This window comes from Kitasatospora sp. NPDC059973, assembly GCF_042737525.1.
Taxonomy (GTDB): Bacteria; Actinomycetota; Actinomycetes; order Streptomycetales; family Streptomycetaceae; genus Kitasatospora.
In genome coordinates, this window is sequence record NZ_JBHWUI010000002.1 from 22,279 (window position 1) to 44,166 (window position 21,888).

Genomic DNA, 21,888 nt, shown 5'->3' on the forward strand with positions numbered 1-21,888 from the left:
GCCCGGCCGGCGCCGCCCCGCGGTCAGCCCCGGGGCAGCGCCGGCTCCGGCAGGGTCAGCAGGCAGCCGGCCGGCACCGGCGGGCTCCCGCTCCACCGCCGGGCGGCCAGCCGGGGCCAGATCACCAGGACGGCCGGCAGCGCCAGGTAGCCGAAGCGCCCGGCCGGCGCCAGCATGAACGCGATCGCCAGCCCCGCCGCCAGCAGGTCGGCGGCGGCGATCGCGGAGACCGGCGGCCGGGCCAGCAGCCAGATCGCCACCCCCAGCCCGCCCACCGTCATCAGCGCCAGCGACACGGTGTGCCCGGTCGGGCCGAACCCGGCCAGCACCTTGCCGGGCAGCGGGCTGCCGGCCGGCGTCTGGATCGCGGTCAGCCCCAGGGGGAACCGCACCACCTGTTCGCGCAGCTCGTCGGCCCGGACCAGCACCGAGGGCAGGATCACCAGCAGGCCGGTACCGAGCGCGGTCAGTCCGGCCCGGGCCGCCGGGCGCCGCCCGTAGAGCCGCCACAGCAGCAGGACGGCCACCGGCAGCGCCGGCCAGGCCGTCCACTTCAGGGTGCAGGCCAGCGCGAGGACCAGCCCGGCGCCGATGGTGCGGTCCCGTTCGGCGAGGGCCATGGCCAGGCAGCAGACCCCGATCAGCGGCAGGTCCACCCCGCCGACCGCCAGGGCCAGCGCGATCAGCGGCGAGGCGGTGAGCACCGCCAGCGGCAGCAGCGGTGCCCGGTCCCGGGACGGCCGCAGCAGCCGCCAGCTGGCCAGCAGGCAGGCCAGGAAGGTCAGCGCGAACCAGATCCGGGCGTCCCCCACCACCTGCGCCACCGGATTGCCGCTGCCCACCAGGGCACGCGGCATCCCGAACAGCGTCATCGCCGGCAGGTAGGGGTTGTAGTCGGTGACCACCACCGGGTGCGGCAGGTACGGGCTGCCGGTGGTGAGCAGCAGGTGCGCCGAGCGCTCGACCACCATCACCTCGGACTGGTGACGCCCCTGCAGCGCCAGCAGCGCCAGCGGCACCAGGACGGCGCCCAGGAGGGCGACCCCGGCGGCCGCACGGGCCGCCCACCGGCGCGGCAGGACCAGGCAGAACAGCCCGGCGAGGGCGTACGCGGGGGCCGCCACGGTCCCCCAGAGCCGCTGGTTGGGCAGGTCCGACACGAGCGGGAAGGCCGCCGCCCAGCCGGCCGCCACCAGGCAGCCGAACAGCTGGACGCGCCGCAGCGCGGCGAGCCGGGTCGGGTTCAGCCGATCGGGCGGGGTGCCGGTGGACCGGTCACCACGCTGACGGGGGAACGGCCGGGGCGCCGCCGTACCGCGCGGACGGTCTCGTCGGGTCGGCGGCCCGGCCTCTGCGGGCGGGGCCGGCGCGGCCCCACGGCCGGTGAAGCGGCCGCGCGGGCGGGAGTAGCCGGGCGTGCGGGTGCTCACCATGGTGGAAGGTTATGGGCGGGGGCCACGCCGTGTCGCCATCTCCGGGCCGGGAGTCTGCGGTGGCACGGACGGGGCCGTCGAGTGGCATTCGCCCTTCGACGGCCCCGTCCGCGGGTGCTCGGTACGCGAATCTCAGCCGGCCGGGTTGCCGGCCGTGGCGTCGGTCGGCCGCGCCGCCTTCTCCAGCTTGGAGTGCTTCATGCTGTAGCCGAAGTAGACGACCACGGCGAGCGTCAGGGCGATCGCTCCGGCCCGGAACGTGTCGGCGTGCAGGCCGGTGATCAGGTAGACGCAGAAGCCGACGCTGACCAGCGGGACGACCGGGTAGCCGGGCACCTTGAAGCCGCGCGGCAGGTCGGGCTGGGTGCGGCGCAGGATGATCACGCCGACCGAGACCACCGAGAAGGCGATCAGGGTGCCCAGGCTGGTGATGTCGGCCAGGACGTTCAGCGGGATGAAGGCGGCCAGCGCGCCGACGCCGAGGCCCACCACGATGGTGTTCCAGACCGGGGTGCCGGTGCGCGGCGAGAGCTCGGCGAAGCGCTTGGGCAGCATGCCGTCGCGGCCCATCGAGTACAGGATGCGGGTCTGGCCGTAGATCACCACGAGGGTGATGCTGAAGATCGAGATGATCGCGCCGATCGCGAAGACGATGGCGGGCCAGCTCTGGCCGGTGATGTCCTGGAGGATCTGGGCGAGGCCCGCCTCCTGGCCGTCGAACTTCTCCCAGGGCTGCGCGCCGATGCCGGCCAGCGCCACCAGGATGTACAGCAGGGTGACCACGACCAGCGAGATGATGATCGCCATCGGCAGGGTGCGGCGCGGGTTCTTGACCTCCTCACCGGCGGTGGACACGGCGTCCAGGCCGATGAACGAGAAGAAGATGCTGGAGGCCGCCACCTGGACGCCGCCGATGCCCAGCGGCATGAACGGGGTCAGGTTGCCGGAGTGGAAGCCGGTCAGGCCGACCCCGATGAAGAGCAGCAGGATGAGGATCTTGATGCCCACCATGGCCGCGTTGACCTTCACCGACTCGCTGACGCCGCGGATCAGCAGGGTGCAGACCATCGCGACCAGCAGCAGGGCCGGCAGGTTGAACCAGTGGGTGCTGTCGGGCGCCCCGGAGACCGCCTCGGGGATCTTGAACCCGAAGGCCAGGTCGAAGAACTTGTTGAGGTACTCGGCCCAGCTCACCGCGATCGCGGAGGCCGAGACGCCGTACTCCATCAGCAGGCAGATGCCGACCGCGAACGCGACGCCCTCGCCGAGGGTGGCGTAGGCGTACGAGTACGAGGAGCCCGAGACCGGGATCGCGGAGGCCATCTCGGCGTAGCAGAGCGCGGTGAGGCCGGCGGTGACCGCGGCGATCACGAAGGAGAGGATCACGGCCGGACCGGCCGACGGCACGGCGGTGCTGAGCACGAAGAAGATGCCGGTGCCGATGGTGGCGCCGATCCCGATCGAGGACAGCTGCCAGAGGCCGATCGTGCGGCGCAGGTGGATACCGGAGCGTCCGCCCTCCTCGGGCGCACCGGCGGGAAGGCCGTCGCGGCCCTCGCTCTCGGCGATCAGGGTCGAGACGGGCTTGCGCCGCAACAGGCGCGCGCCGAGGGCGTTGCTGGCCAAAACGAGGATCCTTGCTGGGCGAGGGAGGGTGTCCTAGCGGCCGGTCACTCGACGCGCCGTGGGGTGCCATCGGGGACCAACCGAACAAAGATGGGACAGTACCCCGCGAATGCACCAGTGTCGCAAACGAACAGTCGCGCGGTGCGCATTGTACGAATCGTCGCACTGGCATGCACAAACCGGACACTTCGCAAACGGCGGATCTTGGAACGAGCCGCTAAGCCGCAGGTCAGCGACGTGCCCCCGGCGCACGGGCCGTTCCACCCCTCACCGCCCGAGAACGGCCTGCATCACCGACCGGGCGATCGGTGCCGCCAGCGCGCCGCCGGTGACATCGGTCGCGTCGCTGTCCGCGATCACGACCGCGACCGCCACCGGCGCCACCGCGCCGGAGCCGGCCGGCTTGGCCCACCCGATGAACCAGGCGTAGGGCGTCCCGGAGTTGTCCACCCCGTGCTGGGCGGTGCCGGTCTTCCCCCCGACCACCGCCCCGCCGATCCGCGCGTTGCGCCCGGTGCCGTTCTCCACCACGTCGGTCATCAGCCGCTGCACCTGCCCGGCCACCGCCGGGCTCATCGCCTGCCGGTACGCGGCCGGGCGCATCAGCTGCACGGTGGTGCCGTCCTGCTTGGTCAGCTTGTCCACAAGCTGTGGACGCATCACGGCGCCGTTGTTGGCGACCCCGGCCGCGACCATCGCCATCACCAGCGGGGTGGCCGCCGTGTCGAACTGGCCGATCGAGGAGAGCGCCAGCTGGGACTCGTTCATCCGGGTGTCGAAGTTGGAGCGGGCCGGCCGGACCGGGACGTCCAGCCTCGGGTCGTTGAAGCCGAAGTTCGCGGCCGTCTCCACCATCCGGTCCAGCCCGACCTGCACCCCGAGGTAGCCCAGCACGCTGTTGCAGCTGTGGACCATCGCGGTGTCCAGCGACTGCCCCGGCTCGTCGCACGCCGGGGTGTCGTTGACCAGCGGCGTGGTGGTCCCCGGCAGGACGTACGGGTAGGGCGCGCCGGTCGGCGCGTCCGGGTCCGTGACGACGCCGTGCTGCAGCGCGGCCGCGGCGGTGACCACCTTGAAGGTCGAGCCGGGCGGGTAGGTCTGGCGCAGCGCCCGGTTGAGCATCGGCTGGTCGGCGTCGGCCTGCAGCCGGTTCCAGGCCTCCTGGTCGGCCGCGGAGGAGCCCGCTAAGCTGCCCGGGTCGTACGAGGGGGTGCTGGCCAGTGCCAGGATCCGGCCGGTGGCGGGCTCGATCGCGGCGACCGCGCCCTGCTGCCCGCCGAGTCCGCGCATCGCGGCCTGCTGGGCGGCCCGGTCGATGGTCGTGTAGACGTCCCCGCCGGGGTTCTGCTTGCGGGCGACGGCGTCCCAGACCGCCCAGCTCGCCAGCCGGCTGTCCGTCCCGGAGAGCAGGTCGTCCTCCGTCCCCTCCAGCTGGGTGTTCCCGTAGGCCTGCGAGGAGTACCCGGTGACGGCGGCGTACAGCGGGCCGTCGGTGTAGGTGCGCTTGTAGTCGTACCGGCCACCGGTGGGTTCGGAGCCGGTGACGCTGTCGGCGCCGACCAGCAGGTTGCCGCGCGGCTGGGAGTACCGCTCGATGGTGAGCCGCTGGTTGGCCGGGTTGTGGTCCAGTTCGTCGGCCCGGAACACCTGGACCCGGGTGGCCTGGACGCACAGCGCCACGGTCAGCAGCAGGCAGAAGGTGCCCGCGCGGCGGCCGGTGACGGAGATCCCCGGCCGGCCCTGCGGCCCGCCGCCCCGGGAGCGGCCGAGCGCCATCAGACCTCCCCCGCGGACGGGCGGCGGGCGATGTCGCTCATCCGCACCAGCAGCGCGACGATGATCCAGTTGGTGACCACCGAGGAGCCTCCCTGGGCGACGAACGGGAGCGTCATCCCGGTCAGCGGGATGAGGTCGAGCACCCCGCCGGCCACCACGAACACCTGGAGGCCGACGATCGACGCCAGCCCGATCGCGAGCAGCCGGCCGAACGGGTCCCGCAGCGCGATGCCGGTGCGAAAGCCCCGGGCGACCAGCAGCGCGTACAACAGGAACAGCGCGATCAGCCCGGTCAGCCCCAGCTCCTCGCCGATGGTCGCGAGGATGAAGTCGGACTTGGCCGCGAACCCGATCAGCACGGAGTGCCCGTTGCCGAGGCCGCTGCCCAGCTCCCCGCCCCAGGCGAAGGCGAACAGCGACTGGGCGATCTGGTTGGCACCCCGGCCCTCGGCGATCGAGCCGAGCGGGTCCAGCCAGTCGTTGACCCGGCTGTGCACGTGCGGCGAGAGCCAGCCGACCCCGACCGCGGCCACCGCGGCCAGGAACAGCCCGATGGCGATCCAGCCGCTGCGCGCGGTCGCCACGTAGAGCATGACCACGAAGAGGCCGAAGAAGAGCAGCGAGGTGCCGAGGTCGGTCTCCAGGACGAGGACGCCCACGAAGGCCGCCCAGATCAGCAGGACCGGCCCGAGCACCCGCCCGCGCGGCAGCTGGAACCCGAGCACCCGGCGGCCGGTCAGCGCCAGCGCGTCCCGGTGGACCGCCAGGTAGGCGGCGAAGAAGACCGCCAGCAGGATCTTGGCGAACTCGCCCGGCTGGAACGAGAGCGGTCCGACGGTGATCCAGATCCGCGAGCCGTACACCGGCGGGAAGAAGATCGGCAGCACCAGCAGCACCAGCGCCACCAGGGCGCCGATGTACGCGTAGCGCCGCAGCCGCTTGTGGTCGCGCAGCAGCACCACCACCGCGATGAACAGCGCCACCCCGAGCGTGGACCAGAGCAGCTGGGTGGGGGCCGCGCCGCCGCCGGGAGTGGCCCGGTCCAGCCGGTAGATGACGACCAGTCCGATCCCGTTGAGCAGCACGCCGATCGGCAGCGGCAGCGGATCGGCGTACCGCGCCCGCCAGCGCACCACGGCGTGCGCCAGCAGCGCGAGCACGCCGAGCGCGGCGCCGTACTCGGCGGCGTCGGCGGGGACCGTGCCGTCGATGTTGACCCCGACCTCGGCGTAGCCGAGGACGGCGATCAGCACGGCGGCCAGGACCAGCGCGAGCTCGGTGTTGCGCCGGGTCCGCACCGTCCGGCGGGGCCGGCCGGCGGTTCTCGTCACGGCGGAGGGTGTCGCCACGGACCGTCCTGGGTGTCCTGCTGCGCGGGTGTGCTGCTGACGGAACGACGGCCGGGGCGGCCGGGCGACCGGGCCCGTCCGCCCCGGCCCGGCCGTCCGGTCCGGCGGGTGCGGCTCAGGCGGAGGCCGGGGTGGAGGCCGGGGCGGAGGCCGGGGCGGGCTGCACCCGGGACGCCTCGACGGTGGCCCTGAGTTCGGCCTCGGCCCCGGCGGAGAGCGAGGTCTGGATGATCCGGCCGCCGTAGCGGGCCAGCGCCGGCACGACCTTGTCGGCCGTGGCCCGGCGGACCAGCAGGAACACCGCGGCGGTGCCCGGCTGGAGGTGCTGGGCGACCTCGCGCATGAAGTCGTCGTCCACCCCGATGTCGGTGGAGGCGCCGACCGCCGCGCCGGCGGCGCCGCCCACCGCCGCGCCGAGCAGCGGCATGAAGAACAGCAGACCGATGACGCCGCCCCAGAGCGCTCCCGAGGCGGCGCCCGCACCCGTGGTGCTGACCTGCTGGTGCAGCTTGATCCTGCCGTCCTCGCGGCGTTCCACGACGACCGCGTCCTCCAGGTCGATCAGCTTCTGGGTCTGCAGTCCGACCGCCTCGTTGCGCACCGCCTGGGCGGTGGCCAGATCCGGGTAGGCGATCGCGAAGAGATTGCTCATGCGCTGGTCCTTCCAATCCGTCGGACGTACCGGCCGGGCGCGGGCGCCGGTGCCCCGGTTCGTCACCCTAACGAGCGTTATCCGCAGATATGAGCTCTTGCGGCCGGTGTGTCCCTCCCCGTCGAACCGGCCCGCCGTCACCCGCACCGCCGCCCGGCCCCGCCACCGCACCCGCCGCCGGCCGTCCGACCGGCGCCCGCGCCGACCCGGGCGGCGCACGCCTGGGCATCCGGCGGCCGATGTCCCACCGGCGCCCGGGAGTTCGCGCCGGAGTCCGGCGGCCCGTGCACCGGACCGCGTTGGCCATGGCGAACTGATGATCCCTAGGATCGGGCGGGTGACTACCGGACGACGCCCGAAGGCCAGGCTCGGCAGCCTGCTGGCCGCCCTGGCGATAACAGGCGGCGCGCTGCTCAGCGGCCTGCCCGCCCATGCCGACGAACCATCAGCCGGCAACGCCGGCAAGGAAGCCCCCCGGGTCGACCTCGTCCTGGACGTCAGCGGCTCGATGCGAGCCACCGACATCCAGGGCAAGAGCCGCATCGCGGTGGCCCAGCAATCCCTGAACGAGGTGATCGACGCCCTGCCCCCGGAGACCGACTTCGGCATCCGCACGCTCGGCGCCAACGTCCCCGGCGAGGCCGACAAGGCCCAGGGCTGCCTGGACACCAAGCAGCTCTTCCCGGTCGGCAAGACCAACAAGGTCGAGGCCAAGACCGCGGTCGCCACCCTGCGCCCGACCGGCTGGACCCCGATCGGCCTGGCCCTGCGCGGCGCCGCGCAGGACCTGGGCAAGGGCGAGACCACCCGCCGGGTGGTGCTGATCACCGACGGCGAGGACTCCTGCGCCCCGCCGGACCCGTGCGACGTGGCCCGTGAGCTCGCCGCCCAGGGCATCCACCTGGTGATCGACACCCTCGGCCTGGCGCACGACGACAAGACCCGCCAGCAGCTGCTCTGCATCGCCAACGCGACCGGCGGCACCTACACCGACGTCCGCACCCAGGAGCAGCTCACCGACAAGGTGAAGCAGCTGGTGGACCGCTCCAACGACACCTACACCGTGGCACCGGTCAAGACGGCGGGCACCGACAAGTGCGAGAGCGCGCCCGTCCTCACCCCCGGTGTCTACAGCGACCGGGAGAAGTTCTCCGAGCACCGGGTCTACCGCGTCCCGGTCAAGGCCGGGCAGGAGCTGCGCGCCTCGGTCAGCGTCGCGCTGGACCGCGGTGTCGCCCGTGACTACGGCGTCCTGCTCCAGGCCACCAGCGCCACCGGCCAGGAGCTGGTCCGCGGCACCGACGCCGGCAGTGGCCGGACCGACGTGATCTCCACCGGTCTGCGCTGGTCCACCGACGACTCCAAGGGCTACGCCTCCGCGACGCCGTCCGCCTCGCCGAGCGGCAAGCCGGAGACCACCGTCTGCCTGGTCGTCAGCAACTCGCTGGCCGCCCTGCCCGGCGTCCAGGCCGACCCCGGGCTGCCGCTGGAGCTGACGGTCGACCTGTCCGCCGCCTCGCCCGCCCCGGACGGCCCGGCGATGGGTCTCGGCCGCGGCTGGATCCTGCTGCTGGTGCTCACCCTGGCCGGCCTGCTGACCGGCCTGCTGTTCGGCTGGATCGCACGCTGGCGGATCGCTGTCTGGCGGGAGAACTGACCATGCGTACCTCGACGACCCGCGCCGCGCTCGCCGCGCTCGCCCTGCTCCCCGCCCTGGTGCTGGCGGCCCCCGCGGCCTCCGCCGCCTCGCCGTCCCCCTCCGCCAGCGCGAGCGGGACGCCCGCCCCGGCCACCAAGGCCGGAACGTCCTTCCTGACCGCCATCAACCTCGCCCCCGGCCAGGACGCCAACGTCGCCGCCTCCACCGGCGACTACCTGTACTGGGCGTTCGGCGCCTCCGAGGGCCAGACCGCGACGGTCGGCCTGACCGTCGGCCTGGCCCCCTCCGCCGACCGGCACGGCCCGCAGACCTGGAGCGTCGAGGTGTTCGACGGGCTGCGCCGCCGCCAGTCCTGCACCGCCGGCACCCAGAACGCCACCGCCGACCCGGCCGCCGCCTCGCTCGCGCTCAGCTGCACGCTGCGCGAGGTCCGCTCCTGGGCCGAGCCCTGGTCCGGGGACCCGCTGCCCGGCACCTACTACGTACGGCTCTCGCTCGCCGACGCCCCGCAGCCGGACCTCGGCCTCGCCGCCTCCGTCCAGCTGCACGTCAGTGCCAAGGGCGACGCCGACAACGCCCAGCCGGAGGGCGGGGAGCTGAAGGCCCCGCTGGTCCCGCCGGTCGGCGGCGGCGCCGCGACCGCCAAGGCGGCCGCCCCCGAGGAGGCCGAGGACCACTGGTACACCGGCTGGTTCTCCGGCTGGAACAGCCGGTGGTTCTGGACCCTGGCCGGCGGCGTGCTGGCGGCCCTGGCCGGGGTCGCCGGCTACACCCTCACCCGCCACCCGCGCGGCCGCCGGCCGGCCCGCTACGGCTCCGTGCCGCCGCAGGCCGGTGCCCCGCAGCCGGGCCCGTACGCGGGCTCGGGCCAGCCCTGACGGCACCCGACACCCTCCCGAGGGCCGGCCGGAGCCTCTCCGGCCGGCCCTCGGCCGTCTCGCCGGTCCGGCGGCACCGCTCTACGCTCGAAAGGTGACCCGGCAGCCGGACGGCAGGATCGTGGTCGGTGTGGACGGCTCCCCGCTCTCCCTCGCCGCCGTCCGCTGGGCCGCCCGGCTCGCCGCCGTCACCGGCGGCCCGCTGGAGGCGGTGACCGTCTGGGAGTTCCCCTGCCTGCTGGGCGAGCACGGCCTCGTCCCGCCCGCCCTGGACGGCTTCGGCCCCGAGCGGCACGCCGCGCGGATCCTCGACGAGACCCTGGCCGCCGCACTGTCCTCCGCCGGACCCTCGGCCGGGCCCTCCGCCGTCCGGCGCCACCTCAAGGCCGGCTCGCCCGGTCCGGCGCTGACCGGCGCCGCCAAGGGCGCCGCCGCGCTCGTCCTCGGCAGCCGAGGCCGCGCCGCGCCGCCCGGTGCCGCCCTCGGCACCGTCACCCAGTACTGCGTGCACCACGCCCCGTGCACCGTCGTGGTGGTCAGGTGATCATCGTCACAGACCCAACTCCCGGCCCGAGACGGCCCGCTGACCGCCGGTCCGCCGCACCTTCCGGCACAACGCAGAAGTCCCGCCCGATCTCTCGATGGGGCGGGACTTCCTGTTGGGTGGAGCTGAGGGGATTCGAACCCCTGACCCCCTCGATGCGAACGAGGTGCGCTACCGGACTGCGCCACAGCCCCAACGAGAAGAAACTTTAGCACCTTTCGGAGGGGGCTCGTGACCACCCCCGGAGGACCGGACGGCCGGGGGTGCCGGAGCACCCCCGGGCGGTCACTCGTTGGCGGCGCGCCGGCGGGGTTCGGCGGCGGCGGGCTCGGCGTACTGGTCGAAGAGCGGGGTGTTGCGCGCCTCGGTCGCCCGGACCTCCCCGGTACGGACCTCTCCGGTCCGGGCCTCCGCCGGACGGCCGGCCGTCCAGGTGCCGGGGGCCGACAGGTCGAGGCCCCGGCTGACCCGGGGCGCCACCGGAGCCGTGACGTAGGTCGGCAGCGGGACGGGGACGGGCTCCCAGGAGTCCGGCCCGGCCGCGCCGCGCTCGCGCATGCCGTCGACCCACTCCTCGTGCTCGGTCGCCTCCGCCAGTGCCGAGGCGGACGCCGGACCCGCCGGACCCGCCGGCTCCGGGGCCCGGTCGCGGTCGGTGGCGAGCCGCAGGTGCGAGCGGCCGCGCCCGGCCGGCTCCGCGGCCTCGGGGGCCCGCTCCGGCGCCTCCTCGGCGGGACCGGCCTCGGCACGCCGCTGTTCGCGCTTGCGCAGCCGCTCGGCGGCCTGGGCGGCCCGGACCCGGTCGATCTTCACCTCGTACCGCAGCCGCTCCAGCTTGCGCAGGTGGCCGATGTAGAGGGTCAGCAGGGTCGCCGGCACGGCCGGGACCCAGAGGAAGGCGAGGCCGGACACCGCCGCGACGACCGCGCCGAGGGCGAAGGCCAGGAAGAGGACGGTGACCATCCGGCGGCGCCGGGCCAGCAGCCGCGCCCGGGGCTCGATCCCGCCCCGCGCACCGGTGGGGCGCTCGGGGGCGCGGACCGCCGGCCGCTCTGGCTCCGCCTCCGGCAGCCGCTCCGGCTCCGGTGCGGTGCCGCCGTCGCGGTCGGCACCCGGATCGCCCTCGCGGTCGGCACCGGGACCGGCGCCGGGGTCGCCCGGGGCGGCCTCGTCCCGTACGGGAGGGCCGTCGTCGCTCTGCTCGTCGTCACGCGGTTCGTCGCCCAGGGCCCGGGCCGCCCGCCGCTCCAGCGCCGAACGCCCGGCCAGCAGGCGGATGGCGGTGCTGAAGCGTTCCGTCGGGCGCGCCTCGTTGAGCTCGTCCTGCCTGCGGAGCCACATCGGCACCAGATAGGCGGCCCAGGCCCCTACGATGACGGCGTAGATAAGGCCGCTACTGCTCACGTTTCATACCGTACGGGCGCCGGGGAAGGCACGGCAGCAATTTGGCGCGGCGTGTCGTGTGATCAAGCTGATTCTCCGACTATTTTGCCGGTATTTGTGCCCGTCCGTCGCCACGCCGATGCCATATCGATATTTGGTTCGAACATATATTCAATTACGCGGGCGCCGCGCCGAACTGAGCGTCCGCCAGCGTTCCAGCATCCCCTCGGGGACCTCCTCGGCGGTCAGCGCGTACACCAGGTGGTCGCGCCAGTCGCCGTCGATGTGCAGATAGCGCGGCCGCATTCCCTCCGAGCGGAACCCGAGCTTTTCCACCACCCGGCGGCTCGGTCCGTTCTCCGGCCGGATGCAGACCTCGATCCGGTGCAGGCCCAGGGTGGTGAAACAGTGGTCCACCGAAAGCGCCACGGCCGCCGGCATGATGCCCCGGCCGGCCACCGCCTCGTCGATCCAGTAGCCGACGTTGGCCGAACACATCGAGCCCCAGGTGATCCCGCCGACGGTCAGCTGGCCGACCAGCCGGCCCTGGTGGAGCACCACGAAGGGCAGCATCCGCCCGGCCGAGGCCTCACCGCGCAGGAACCGGACCATCTGCCGGTAGGTCGGGCGCGGGCCGGTGCCCCGGCCGGCCGGGCCGGGCGGCACGGTGGCCTCCCAGCGCCGCAGCCAGTCCCGGTTGCGGCGGCTGACCTCCTGCCACTCCCGCTGGTCCCGGCCCCGGATCGGGCGCAGCGCGACGTCCCCCTCGTGGAGTTCTACCGGCCAGCCGGCGTTCAGTGCGCTCTCCCGGAAGCAGGTGCGTCGGGCCGGGGGTGGTCCCCGCCGCCGAGCTGGTCGACGGCGTGCGCGAGCAGCGGCTCCAGGACGGCCAGGCCGTCCCTGACGCCACCGGTCGAGCCCGGCAGGTTGACGATCAGGGTACGTCCGGCGAGGCCCGCGAGCCCGCGGGAGAGCGCGGAGGTCGGGACCTTCTCGCGGCCGTACGCCCTGATGGCCTCGGGGATGCCGGGGATCTGCCGGTCGATCACCCGCGCGGTCATCTCGGGGGTGAGGTCCATCGGGGAGATGCCGGTGCCGCCGGTGGTGAGCACCACGTCGTACCCGGCCGCGACGGCCTCCCGCAGAGCCTCCTCGACCGGCTCGCCGTCCGGCACCACCCGGGGGCCGTCGGTGGTGAAGCCCATCGCGACCAGGCCGGCCACCAGCAGCGGGCCGCCGCGGTCCGCGTAGACGCCGGCCGAGGCGCGGTTGGAGACGGTGACGGCCAGCGCCCTCATCGCCGGCGCCCCCGTGACCGGCGCCCCCGCGTCCGGCGCGGTCATTCCGGGCTCCCCGCGGCGAACCAGTCGCCGCTCTTGCCGCCGGTCTTGCTGAGCACCCGGACGGACTCGATGGCGGCGCCCTTGTCGACGGCCTTGACCATGTCGATCACGGTGAGCCCGGCCACCGCGACGGCGGTGAGCGCCTCCATCTCGACGCCGGTCCGGTCGGCGGTCTTCACGGTGGCCGTGATCTCGACCGCGTCGTCGGTGACGGAGAGCTCGACCTTCACCCCGGAGACCGCGATCGGGTGGCAGAGCGGGATCAGCTCCGGTGTCTTCTTGGCGCCCATGATCCCGGCGATCCGGGCGACCGCGAGGGCGTCGCCCTTGGGCACGCCCTCGCCGCGCAGCAGCTCGACCACGCGGGGGGCGACCCTGACCCGGCCGGCCGCGACCGCGGTGCGCGCGGTGGTGGCCTTCTCGGAGACGTCGACCATCCGGGCCGCGCCCTGGTCGTCGACATGGGTGAGGCGGTCGCCGGGGGGTGAGGCGGTCACGGGTGGCTCCAGGGGGCGCGCAGATCGAATACCGCGCTACCGTACTCCTCGCTCCGGCCGGGGCGTGGGACGGGCCGTGTCAGCGGACGGGACGGCCCGGTCGCCGGGACCGGTCAGCCGCCGAGCAGGACGACGTCCACCTCGCTGCCGGCGGCGAGCTCGGTGACCTCCTCGGGCACCGTGATCAGGCAGTCCGCCCTGGCCAGCGCGCCGACCAGGTGCGAGCCCGCACCGCCGACCGGCTCCACCACGCCGTCGGCCGCCGCGTACCGGCCGCGCAGGAACTGCCGCCGCCCGGCGGGCGAGCGCAGCGCGACCGGGCAGACCGCCCGGACCACCGGGCGGTGGACGTCGGCGGCGCCGAGCATGGTGCGGATCACCGGGCGGACGAAGAGCTCGAAGGAGATGTAGGCGCTGACCGGGTTGCCGGGCAGGGCCAGCAGCGGGACACCGGCACCGTCGCCGATCCGGCCGAAGCCCTGCGGCTTGCCGGGCTGCATCCGCAGCCGGCGGAAGTCGACCCCGCCGTAGGACTCGAAGACCTCTTTGACCACGTCGTACGCGCCGACGCTGACGCCGCCGCTGGTGACGATCAGGTCGGCCCGGCCGAGCTGGTCCTCCAGGACGGCGCGCAGCCGTTCCGCGTCGTCCGGCACCCCGCCGACGCGGTAGGCGATGGCGCCGGCGTCCAGGGCGGCGGCGGTGAGGGTGAAGCTGTTGGAGTCGGCGATCTGCCCGGGGCCGACCGGCTCGCCGGGCTGGACCAGCTCGCTGCCGGTGGAGAGCACCACCACGCGCGGGCGGGGGCGGACCCGGACGGTGCCCCGGCCGATCGCGGCGAGCAGGCCGATCTGGGTGGGGCCGAGCCGGGTACCGGCTTCCAGGACCCGGTCGCCGGCGGTGACGTCGCTGCCGCGGCGGCGGATGTGGGCGCCCTCGGAGACCGGGCGCAGCACCCGGACCTCCTCGTCCTCGACCGGGGCGCCCATCGCGTCGGCGGCCCGGCCGGTGCCGCTGCCGCCGTCGGTCCACTCGACCGGGGCGACCGCCTGGGCACCGGGCGGGACGGGGGCGCCGGTCATGATCCGGGCGGCCTGGCCGGGGCCGACCCTGGGCAGTTCGGCGGCGCCGGCGGCGATGTCGCCGACCACCGAGAGCACCGAGGGGTACTCGGCGGTGGCTCCGGCGGTGTCGGCGGTGCGCAGGGCGTAGCCGTCCATCGAGCTGTTGTCGAAGGGCGGCAGGTCACCGCCGGCGAGCACGTCCTCGTCGAGCCGGCAGCCCTGGGCGTCGAGCAGCTGGAGCTCGATCGCGGGCAGCGGGCCGACCGCGGCCAGCACGTCGGCGAGGTGCTCGTCGACGGTCCAGAGCCGGGCCGGCCGGGCGGCCGGTGCCGGGTCCGCGGATCCGTCGCAGCAGGCTGCGGCGGGGGTGGGGCTGTTCTCCGTGGACCCGGTCATCGGCGCTCTCGCTCTCTGTCGGCGTGTCAGTCCTGCAGCTCGGAGGCGACGAACTCACGGAGCCAGGAGCGGAACTCCGGGCCCAGGTCCTCGCGCTCGGAGGCCAGACGGACGATAGCGCGCAGGTAGTCCGCGCGGTCACCGGTGTCGTAGCGGCGGCCCTTGAAGAGGACGCCGTGCACCTGGCCGCCGCTCTCGGCGTCGCGGGTGGTCAGCTCGCGCAGGGCGTCGGTGAGCTGGATCTCGCCGCCGCGGCCGGGCGGGGTCTCGCGCAGCACGTCGAAGACCGAGGGGTCGAGCACGTAGCGGCCGATGACGGCGTAGTTCGACGGCGCGTCGGCGGTCTCGGGCTTCTCGACCAGGTCGGTCACCTGGAAGACGTCCTCGCCGAAGCCGTTGGCCTTGACGGCCGCGCAGCCGTACAGGTGGATCTGCGAGGGGTCGACCTCCATGAGGGCGACGACCGAGCCGCCGAGCTCCTGCTGGACCTCGATCATGCGGGCGAGCAGCGGGTCGCGCGGGTCGATCAGGTCGTCGCCGAGCAGAACGGCGAAGGGCTGGCCGGCGACGTGCTGCTCGGCGACCGAGACGGCGTGGCCGAGACCCTTCGGGTCGCCCTGGCGGACGTAGTGCATGTTGGCCAGGTCGACGGACTCGCGCACCCGGCGCAGCCGGTCCTGGTCGCCCTTGCGGGCGAGCAGCTCCTCCAGCTCGTAGGCGCGGTCGAAGTGGTCCTCCAGCGCCCGCTTGTTACGGCCGGTGACCATCAGTATGTCGGACAGCCCGGCGGAGGCCGCCTCCTCGACGACGTACTGGATCGCCGGCTTGTCGACGACAGGCAGCATCTCCTTCGGAGTGGCCTTGGTGGCCGGGAGGAAGCGCGTACCCAGTCCGGCCGCGGGGACCACGGCCTTGGTTACCGGAATTCGGGAGCTGATCGTCGTCATGCGTTTACCTTACTAAGGCATGTTTACGCCCGGCCGAGCGCGGTTGACCGGCTATGACAGCACGTCGCTGGGCCCGGCCAAGGTGGCAGGCAAAGGGGAAGCGCCGGGTGAGGTGAGGGGGTCCTCTCCGGCACAGGGCGACAGACTACCCGGGTTTTCCGAACGGTCACGCTCGGCAGCGGAGCCGCTGAGTGGCCGGGAGGAGGCGGCTTCGCGCCAGCAGTCCCCGCCGGCGTCGCGGGCGTCGGCCAGAGCCCGGTCGGCGGCCCGGAGCAGGACGGCGGCATGCGTACCGTCCTCGGGCAGCACGGCCACGCCGACCGCGGCGGTGAGCCCGTTGCCCTGCTGGCGGCGGCCCTCGCGCGGTCCGGAGGACCAGTCCAGCAGCAGGTGGCGGCGGACCGACCAGACCAGCCGTTCGGCGACGTGCGCCGCGCCCGCGGCGCCGGTGTCCGGCAGCACGATCAGGAAGACCTCGCCGCTGTACCGGCCGAGGGTGTCGGAGCGGCGGATCTCCATGCCGAGCCGCTGGGCGAGGTCGCGCAGTATCGCGTCGGCCCGGGCCCGGCCGTGTTCGGCGATCACCCGGTCGAAGCCCGCGATGTCCAGCAGCAGGACGGCCAGCGGGTGCGGGCCGTCCTGCTGGTCGGCCTGCTCGGCCCGGCGGGCGCGCTCGATCTCCCGGTCCAGGGTGAGCTGCAGGTGGCGGTAGTTCCAGACCCCGGTGAGCGGGTCGCAGGAGGCGGTGCGCTCCAGCTCGGCGCAGCGGGCCTCCAGCTCGGCGACCCGCTCGCGCAGCCGGGCCTCGCGGTCGGCGGCGGCGCCGTCGGCCCGGCGCAGCCGCAGGCCGAACACGGCGGCGCCGGCCAGCGCCGGGGCGCTCAGCGCGGCCAGGGCCTGGAGCAGCAGCGGGGTCGACATCGGGGCGCCTTCCGCGTGTCAGGCTCTGGACGTCACGGGCACAGAGCTGTGGAGGATCCCATGCACAACGAGAAGAGCGCGCTGAGGACACGGCTGCTGGCCGAACGGCGGGCGCTGGTGGCGGTGGAGCGGGAGCGGGCGGCGCTCGCCCTGGCCGGGCACGCCGGCGCGCTGGCCGAGCCGGGCGCCACGGTGGCCGCGTACGTGTCGGTCGGCAGCGAGCCGGGCACCCGGCCGCTGCTGGACGCGCTGCTGGCGCGCGGGGTCCGGGTGCTGCTGCCGGTGCTGCTGGCCGACAACGACCTGGACTGGGCCGAGTACGAGGGGCCGCAGGCGCTGGCGCCGGCCGGGCGCGGGCTGCTGGAGCCGGTCGGCGGCCGGCTCGGGCCGGAGGCCGTGACCACGGCGTCGCTGGTGCTGCTGCCCGGCCTGGCGGTGGACCGGCGGGGGCTGCGGCTGGGCCGCGGCGGCGGCTCGTACGACCGGGTGCTGGCCCGGCTCGGGCGGGCCGGGGCGCGACCGCTGCTGGCGGTGCTGCTCTACGAGCACGAGCTGCTGGCGAGCGTGCCGGCCGAGCCGCACGACCTGCCGGTGGACCTCGCCCTCACCCCGTCCGGGCCGCACCGGCTGGGGTGACGCCCGCCGTGCCGTGCGGGCCGGCTCAGCCGGTGGTCAGCACCAGCTTGTGCTTGGCCGACTTCTCGACCGCGTCGGGTGAATAGGCCCAGGTCAGCAGCTTGCCCTTGAGCCAGAGGTCGGTCTGGTCGTTGTAGTTGTCGTGGAAGGCGTGCCCGGAGGCGCCGCCCACGTTCACCCAGCGCGAGGCGTCGAAGTCGCTCAGGTCGACGACCATCCGCATCGACGGGATCCAGTCCACCTGGTAGCCCGCCGCCGCGTTCCAGCCCGCCGCGTCAACCGCGCCGGAGCCGCCGGAGAGGCGGTACGGGCCGCGGTTGAGCAGTCGCCGGACGACGCCGGAGGCGATCGAGGAGTCGTCGCTGCCCAGGGTCTGTTCGCGCAGCGTCAGGGTGTGCAGACGGCCCCAGCTCCAGGTGGAGACGTCCTTGCTGAGCAGCGCCGTGAGGTCCTGACGGGCATTCTTCATCGCCTCGGCGAGCAGGTTGTCGAGGCCCTTCTGCTCGTGGTGGTCCGAGTCGATGTACGTCCACCAGCTGCTGTCGGGCTTCGCCAGCTGCTGGCGCACCACCTCGGTCCAGCGGTCGCCGCCGTCCGGCTGGGCCTTGCCCGGGTCACGGGTGCCGCACTCGGTGACGATCTGGGTGCGGCTGTCGGGCTTGGTCGGGTCGGTCTGCCGGCGGACCAGCAGGCAGTTGTCCTCGGCGCGCAGGTCGGCCGGGAACTTCTGGCCGAAGGAGAGGCTGAGCAGCTGGCGCCAGACGCCGTTGTAGTAGGCGGCGGCGGCCGAGTCGGCGTCCTGGTGGAAGTTCCAGTCCTTCAGCAGGTCCTGCGCCTCGCGCACGTACGGGTCGTCGATCTGCACCTTCAGCAGCATCGGGACCAGCGTCTTGGCCAGGATGCTGGTGTTGTCGAGCTGCATCTCCTGCATGTCGTCCGGCGAGATCTTGCCGTTGTTCCTGAGCTTGGCCTCGATCTGGTCGGTGATCTCCTTGGCCCGGGTGCCGTACTCCCAGTCCTTGGTCAGCAGGTACTTGTACGAGGGGTCGACCACGGCCTGGTTGGCGGTGACGATGTAGCCGGCGGCCGGGTTGCGGCTGTAGGGCAGGGCGGTGAAGGGGACGGCGCCCTTCCACTGGTACGAGGAGTCCCAGCCCGGCGCCGGGTAGCCGCCGTCGCCCTTGCCGCGGACCGGGATGTTGCCCGGGGCCTGGTAGCCGATGTTCTCGGCGTCGGCGTAGATCAGGTTCTGCGCGGGGACTGCGAAGTCCTTCGCGGCGGCCCGGAAGTCGTCCCAGCCCTTGGCGCGGTCCAGCGCGAAGACGGCGTCCATGGTCTTGCCCGGCTCCAGCGCCGTCCACTGCAGGGCCACGCCGTAGCCGCTGGTCGAGCGGTCCGGGGCGGAGGCGCCGTTCGGCGCGTATTTGCCGACGTTCTGCTGCTCGGTGCTCTGGTCGGAGATCAGCGGGGCGCCGGTCTGGGTGGTGCGGACGGTGATGGTGCGGTCCTCGCCGCCGGCCACCTTGATGGTCTCCTTGCGCAGCGTGAACTTCACCTCCTTGCCGTCCACCAGGTAGGTCTCCGGGCCGGTGACCTTCTCCAGGAAGAGGTCGGTGACGTCGGCGCCGAGGTTGGTGAAGCCCCAGGCGATGTCCTTGTTGTGGCCGATCACCACGCCCGGCATACCGGCGAAGGTGAAGCCGGAGACGTCGTACTGGCAGGCGGGCGAGGCGGTGCGGCAGTGCAGGCCCATCTGGTACCAGACCGACGGCAGGCCGGGGCCGAGGTGCGGGTCGTTGGCCAGCAGCGGCTTGCCGGTGGTGGTGTGCGAGCCGGCGACCACCCAGGAGTTGGACCCGATGCCCTGGCCCTGCCGGCCGAGCAGCTGCGGCATCGCGTCGATCCGGTCGGTGACGTCCTTGAACATCGCCTTGGTCGCGGCCGCGCCCTGCGCGGTGCCCGTGGTGGGGCCGGACTGGGCGGTCCCGTCCGCCGGGCGGTACGCGTCGCCCGAGACGGTGCCGGTCTTCACGATGGTGCCGTTGCGCGCGTACGGGTACTCCGGGTACAGCTCGGCGATCTTCTCCGGGCTGAAGTCCTGGGCGAGCAGCGAGCGGTCGATCTCCTCCTGGAGGTTCCCCGAGAGGTTCCAGGCCATCGCCTTCAGCCAGGAGACCGAGTCGACCGGGGCCCACTGCTCCGGCTTGTAGTCGCCGTTCACCACGCCGAGCAGGCTGTACTCCAGCGAGGCGCTCGCGCCGCCGGGGTGCTCGCCGAGCCAGGCGTTGACGCCGTCCGCGTACGCCTGGAGGTTCTTCCTGGTCTCGGGCGACAGCTGGGAGTCGATCTCCTTCTGCGCCACGTCGCGCCAGCCCATGGTGCGGATGAAGGAGTCGGTCTCGACCTGGCTGTCGCCGAACATCTCGGAGAGCCGGCCCGCGGTGATGTGCCGTCGGACGTCCATCTCCCAGAACCGGTCCTGCGCCTGCACGTAGCCCTGGGCGCGGAAGAGGTCCTCCGGGGTGTCGGCGTAGAGCTGGGGGATGCCGTTGGCATCCCGCTTCACGTCGACCGGCGCGCTCAGGCCCGCCACCTTGACGCTACCGTCGACCTCCGGGAAGGACGCGCGTACCGCGGCCACCCCCCGGTAGCCGCCGTAGCCGGCGCCGGCCACCAGCAGCACGACCAGCACGATCACGATCAGACGGGCGCGCCGGAACTTCTTCGAGCGGGGCATCTGGGTCCTTGCGGTCCTCGACTGGGGGACGGGCGGGCATGTCCAGGGCACACGGCCATGACAGGGGACCACATTAGGCCGAGTCCACTGGCGGGCGTGCACGGGGGACGCTCACGGTGGGATCGGACGAGGTCAGCGGAGGGCGGGAAGGGACCCGTGTGAACGGTGAAGCTAAAGATATGGCAAAATGTTAGACTGAGTAACGATCCGCTAGCGGAGCAATCGCCCCCGGCCGGTCGGCTCCCCCCGGCCTCACCGCCAACAGACACCCCGCCCGCCCCCAGCCTGCCCGAGGTGCCCCTGCGTGAATGTCGACCACCTGAACCAGCTGCTCCTCGAATTCTCCGTGATCCTGCTGGTCGCGGTGGTCGCCGTGCGCATCTCGACCCGGTCGGGGCTGCCCAGCCTGCTGATCTACCTCGGCATCGGCGTCGCCCTCGGCCAGAACGGCCTGGGCTTCGCCTTCAACAACGCCGCGCTGACCCAGGTGATCGGCTACGCCGCACTGGTCGTCATCCTGGCCGAGGGCGGCCTCAAGACGAGCTGGCGCGAGGTCAGACCCGTGATGCCGGCCGCCACCGTGCTCGCCACGGTCGGCGTCGGGATCAGCGTCTTCGTGACCGCGGCCGGCGCGCACTGGCTGGTCGGCCTGGACTGGCGGACGTCCATGCTGCTCGGCGCGATCGTCTCCTCGACCGACGCGGCCGCCGTCTTCTCCGTGCTGCGGATGGTCCCGCTGCCGCACCGGCTGACCGGGCTCCTGGAGGCCGAGTCGGGCTTCAACGACGCCCCCGTGGTGATCCTCGTCGTCGCCTTCGCCACCACCGGTGAACTCGACTCCTGGTACGTCCTGATCGGCACGATCGTCGCCGAGCTGGCCATCGGGGCCGCGGTCGGCCTCACGGTCGGCAAGCTGGGCGCCTTCGGGATCAAGCACGTCGCCCTGCCGTCCTCCGGGCTCTACCCGATCGCCGTCCTGGCGCTCACCGTGCTCGCCTACGCCGGCGGCGCGCTGCTGCACGGCTCCGGCTTCCTCGCCGTCTACATCAGCGCGGTCATCCTGGGGAACGCCAAACTGCCGCACGGGCCCGCCGTCCGCGGCTTCGCCGACGGACTGGCCTGGATCGGGCAGATCGGCATGTTCGTGCTGCTCGGCCTGCTCTGCACCCCCGAGACCATGGGCTCGGCCGTGGTGCCCGCGCTGGTGATCGGCGCCGTGCTGGTCTTCCTGGCCAGGCCGCTGTCGGTGGTGATCACGCTGACGCCCTTCAAGCTGCCCGGCCGCGAGCAGGCACTGCTCAGCTGGGCCGGGCTGCGCGGGGCGGTGCCCATCGTGCTGGCGACCATCCCGATGGTGGCCGGCACGCCGATGGCCCACGACGTCTTCAACATCGTCTTCATCCTGGTCGTGGTCTTCACCCTGCTCCAGGGCCCGACCCTGCCCTGGGTCGCCAAGTGGCTGAAGATCTCCGAGGGCTCGATGGGCCAGGACCTCGGCATCGAGTCCGCGCCCCTGGAGAAGCTGCACGGACACCTGCTGTCGGTGGCGCTGTCGCCGAGTTCCAGGATGTCCGGCGTGGAGATCGGCGAGCTGCGGCTGCCGGCCGGCGCGGCGGTGACCCTGGTGGTCCGGGAGGGCAGCAGCTTCGTCCCGGACAAGGCCACCGTGCTGCGCGGCGGCGACGAACTGCTGGTCGTGACCACCGACGAGGTCAGCGAGGCCGCCGAGCGGCGGCTGCGGGCCGTGGACAAGGGCGGCAAGCTCGCGGGGTGGCTGTACGGGCGGCGGTGACCGCGCTGACCGCGGGGGGTTCGTCCAGCGTTCACCTCCGATGGACGGGACAGATCTGGATGTCCTCTGTATGGTGGGGGTAGCGCGTCATCTACGCGCGTATATGCAGAACGATCGAAACACCCCAGCATCTGCCTGAAGCAGAGTTGGCGCGACCGCTCGGCGGCCGCGGCCCGGATCCCGGCAACCACGCCGGGCGGGCCCGGTAACTACCCCGGTCGACGCGCGAGAGGACGACTCTCGGCGCCGTCGGG

General features: G+C 73.5%; 18 protein-coding genes and 1 tRNA gene. 5 read left to right on the forward strand and 14 right to left on the reverse strand.

What is annotated here, in order from left to right; genetic code table 11:
* Positions 1 to 23: 23 nt before the first annotated feature.
* The 5 genes from ACFWA9_RS00855 to ACFWA9_RS00875 form a co-directional block, all read right to left on the reverse strand.
* Positions 24 to 1,433, reverse strand: a complete 1,410-nt coding sequence (locus ACFWA9_RS00855) for a glycosyltransferase 87 family protein (protein ID WP_380382143.1) — start codon at positions 1,431 to 1,433, stop codon at positions 24 to 26.
* 132 nt (positions 1,434 to 1,565) lie between these two features.
* The gene (locus ACFWA9_RS00860; RefSeq protein WP_352290642.1) at positions 1,566 to 3,059 is read right to left on the reverse strand and encodes an amino acid permease; all 1,494 of its coding nucleotides are present in this window, start codon (positions 3,057 to 3,059) and stop codon (positions 1,566 to 1,568) included.
* 267 nt (positions 3,060 to 3,326) lie between these two features.
* On the reverse strand, positions 3,327 to 4,835 hold the full coding sequence (locus ACFWA9_RS00865; protein WP_380382145.1) for a penicillin-binding transpeptidase domain-containing protein: 1,509 nt from the start codon (positions 4,833 to 4,835) through the stop codon (positions 3,327 to 3,329).
* Positions 4,835 to 6,166: an FtsW/RodA/SpoVE family cell cycle protein gene (locus ACFWA9_RS00870; RefSeq protein ID WP_329489288.1), complete on the reverse strand. Its 1,332-nt coding sequence runs from the start codon at positions 6,164 to 6,166 to the stop codon at positions 4,835 to 4,837. Before ACFWA9_RS00870 ends, ACFWA9_RS00865 begins: the two co-directional genes overlap by 1 nt.
* A 133-nt stretch (positions 6,167 to 6,299) precedes the next feature.
* Positions 6,300 to 6,836: a DUF1269 domain-containing protein gene (locus tag ACFWA9_RS00875; RefSeq protein ID WP_380382146.1), complete on the reverse strand. Its 537-nt coding sequence runs from the start codon at positions 6,834 to 6,836 to the stop codon at positions 6,300 to 6,302.
* Between the two features lie 337 nt (positions 6,837 to 7,173).
* Here ACFWA9_RS00875 and ACFWA9_RS00880 point away from each other — a divergent pair, with 337 nt between their 5' ends.
* The 3 genes from ACFWA9_RS00880 to ACFWA9_RS00890 all read left to right on the forward strand — a co-directional run bounded on the left by ACFWA9_RS00880 (position 7,174) and on the right by ACFWA9_RS00890 (position 9,918).
* Positions 7,174 to 8,493 carry a VWA domain-containing protein gene (locus ACFWA9_RS00880; protein ID WP_329489286.1) on the forward strand — a complete coding sequence of 440 codons (1,320 nt, stop codon included), beginning with the start codon at positions 7,174 to 7,176 and terminating at the stop codon, positions 8,491 to 8,493.
* A 2-nt stretch (positions 8,494 to 8,495) separates the two neighbouring features.
* Complete coding sequence (locus ACFWA9_RS00885) at positions 8,496 to 9,374, forward strand: peptidase (protein WP_380382148.1); 879 nt, start codon at positions 8,496 to 8,498, stop codon at positions 9,372 to 9,374.
* Positions 9,375 to 9,468: 94 nt separating this feature from the next.
* Entirely contained in the window at positions 9,469 to 9,918 is a 450-nt protein-coding gene (locus ACFWA9_RS00890) for a universal stress protein (protein WP_380382150.1), read from the forward strand.
* 120 nt (positions 9,919 to 10,038) lie between these two features.
* On the opposite strand, the gene ACFWA9_RS00895 is transcribed toward ACFWA9_RS00890, so the two are convergent.
* The 8 genes from ACFWA9_RS00895 to ACFWA9_RS00930 form a co-directional block, all read right to left on the reverse strand.
* Positions 10,039 to 10,112, reverse strand: a tRNA-Ala gene (locus ACFWA9_RS00895).
* 91 nt (positions 10,113 to 10,203) lie between these two features.
* The gene (gene glpR, locus ACFWA9_RS00900) at positions 10,204 to 11,322 is read right to left on the reverse strand and encodes a gephyrin-like molybdotransferase receptor GlpR (RefSeq protein ID WP_380382152.1); all 1,119 of its coding nucleotides are present in this window, start codon (positions 11,320 to 11,322) and stop codon (positions 10,204 to 10,206) included.
* Between the two features lie 150 nt (positions 11,323 to 11,472).
* Positions 11,473 to 12,099 (reverse strand): GNAT family protein, encoded by a 627-nt coding sequence (locus ACFWA9_RS00905; RefSeq protein ID WP_329492222.1) that lies wholly within the window; start codon positions 12,097 to 12,099, stop codon positions 11,473 to 11,475.
* On the reverse strand, positions 12,096 to 12,644 hold the full coding sequence (locus ACFWA9_RS00910; RefSeq protein WP_380382154.1) for a molybdenum cofactor biosynthesis protein B: 549 nt from the start codon (positions 12,642 to 12,644) through the stop codon (positions 12,096 to 12,098). Before ACFWA9_RS00910 ends, ACFWA9_RS00905 begins: the two co-directional genes overlap by 4 nt.
* Positions 12,641 to 13,081, reverse strand: coding sequence for a cyclic pyranopterin monophosphate synthase MoaC (gene moaC, locus ACFWA9_RS00915; RefSeq protein WP_380382281.1), 441 nt, complete (start codon positions 13,079 to 13,081; stop codon positions 12,641 to 12,643). The genes ACFWA9_RS00910 and moaC overlap by 4 nt, the downstream gene beginning before the upstream one ends.
* Positions 13,082 to 13,254: 173 nt before the next feature.
* Entirely contained in the window at positions 13,255 to 14,601 is a 1,347-nt protein-coding gene (gene glp, locus ACFWA9_RS00920) for a gephyrin-like molybdotransferase Glp (RefSeq protein ID WP_352290634.1), read from the reverse strand.
* Between the two features lie 26 nt (positions 14,602 to 14,627).
* Complete coding sequence (galU, locus tag ACFWA9_RS00925) at positions 14,628 to 15,548, reverse strand: UTP--glucose-1-phosphate uridylyltransferase GalU (RefSeq protein ID WP_329489280.1); 921 nt, start codon at positions 15,546 to 15,548, stop codon at positions 14,628 to 14,630.
* Between the two features lie 51 nt (positions 15,549 to 15,599).
* On the reverse strand, positions 15,600 to 16,469 hold the full coding sequence (locus ACFWA9_RS00930) for a GGDEF domain-containing protein (protein WP_380382156.1): 870 nt from the start codon (positions 16,467 to 16,469) through the stop codon (positions 15,600 to 15,602).
* A 60-nt stretch (positions 16,470 to 16,529) separates the two neighbouring features.
* Here ACFWA9_RS00930 and ACFWA9_RS00935 point away from each other — a divergent pair, with 60 nt between their 5' ends.
* Entirely contained in the window at positions 16,530 to 17,105 is a 576-nt protein-coding gene (locus ACFWA9_RS00935) for a 5-formyltetrahydrofolate cyclo-ligase (RefSeq protein ID WP_329489278.1), read from the forward strand.
* A gap of 25 nt (positions 17,106 to 17,130) precedes the next feature.
* Here ACFWA9_RS00935 and ACFWA9_RS00940 read toward each other — a convergent pair whose 3' ends face one another.
* On the reverse strand, positions 17,131 to 19,842 hold the full coding sequence (locus ACFWA9_RS00940) for a penicillin acylase family protein (RefSeq protein WP_380382158.1): 2,712 nt from the start codon (positions 19,840 to 19,842) through the stop codon (positions 17,131 to 17,133).
* A gap of 304 nt (positions 19,843 to 20,146) precedes the next feature.
* Here ACFWA9_RS00940 and ACFWA9_RS00945 point away from each other — a divergent pair, with 304 nt between their 5' ends.
* On the forward strand, positions 20,147 to 21,634 hold the full coding sequence (locus tag ACFWA9_RS00945; RefSeq protein WP_359836657.1) for a potassium/proton antiporter: 1,488 nt from the start codon (positions 20,147 to 20,149) through the stop codon (positions 21,632 to 21,634).
* Positions 21,635 to 21,888: the final 254 nt, after the last annotated feature.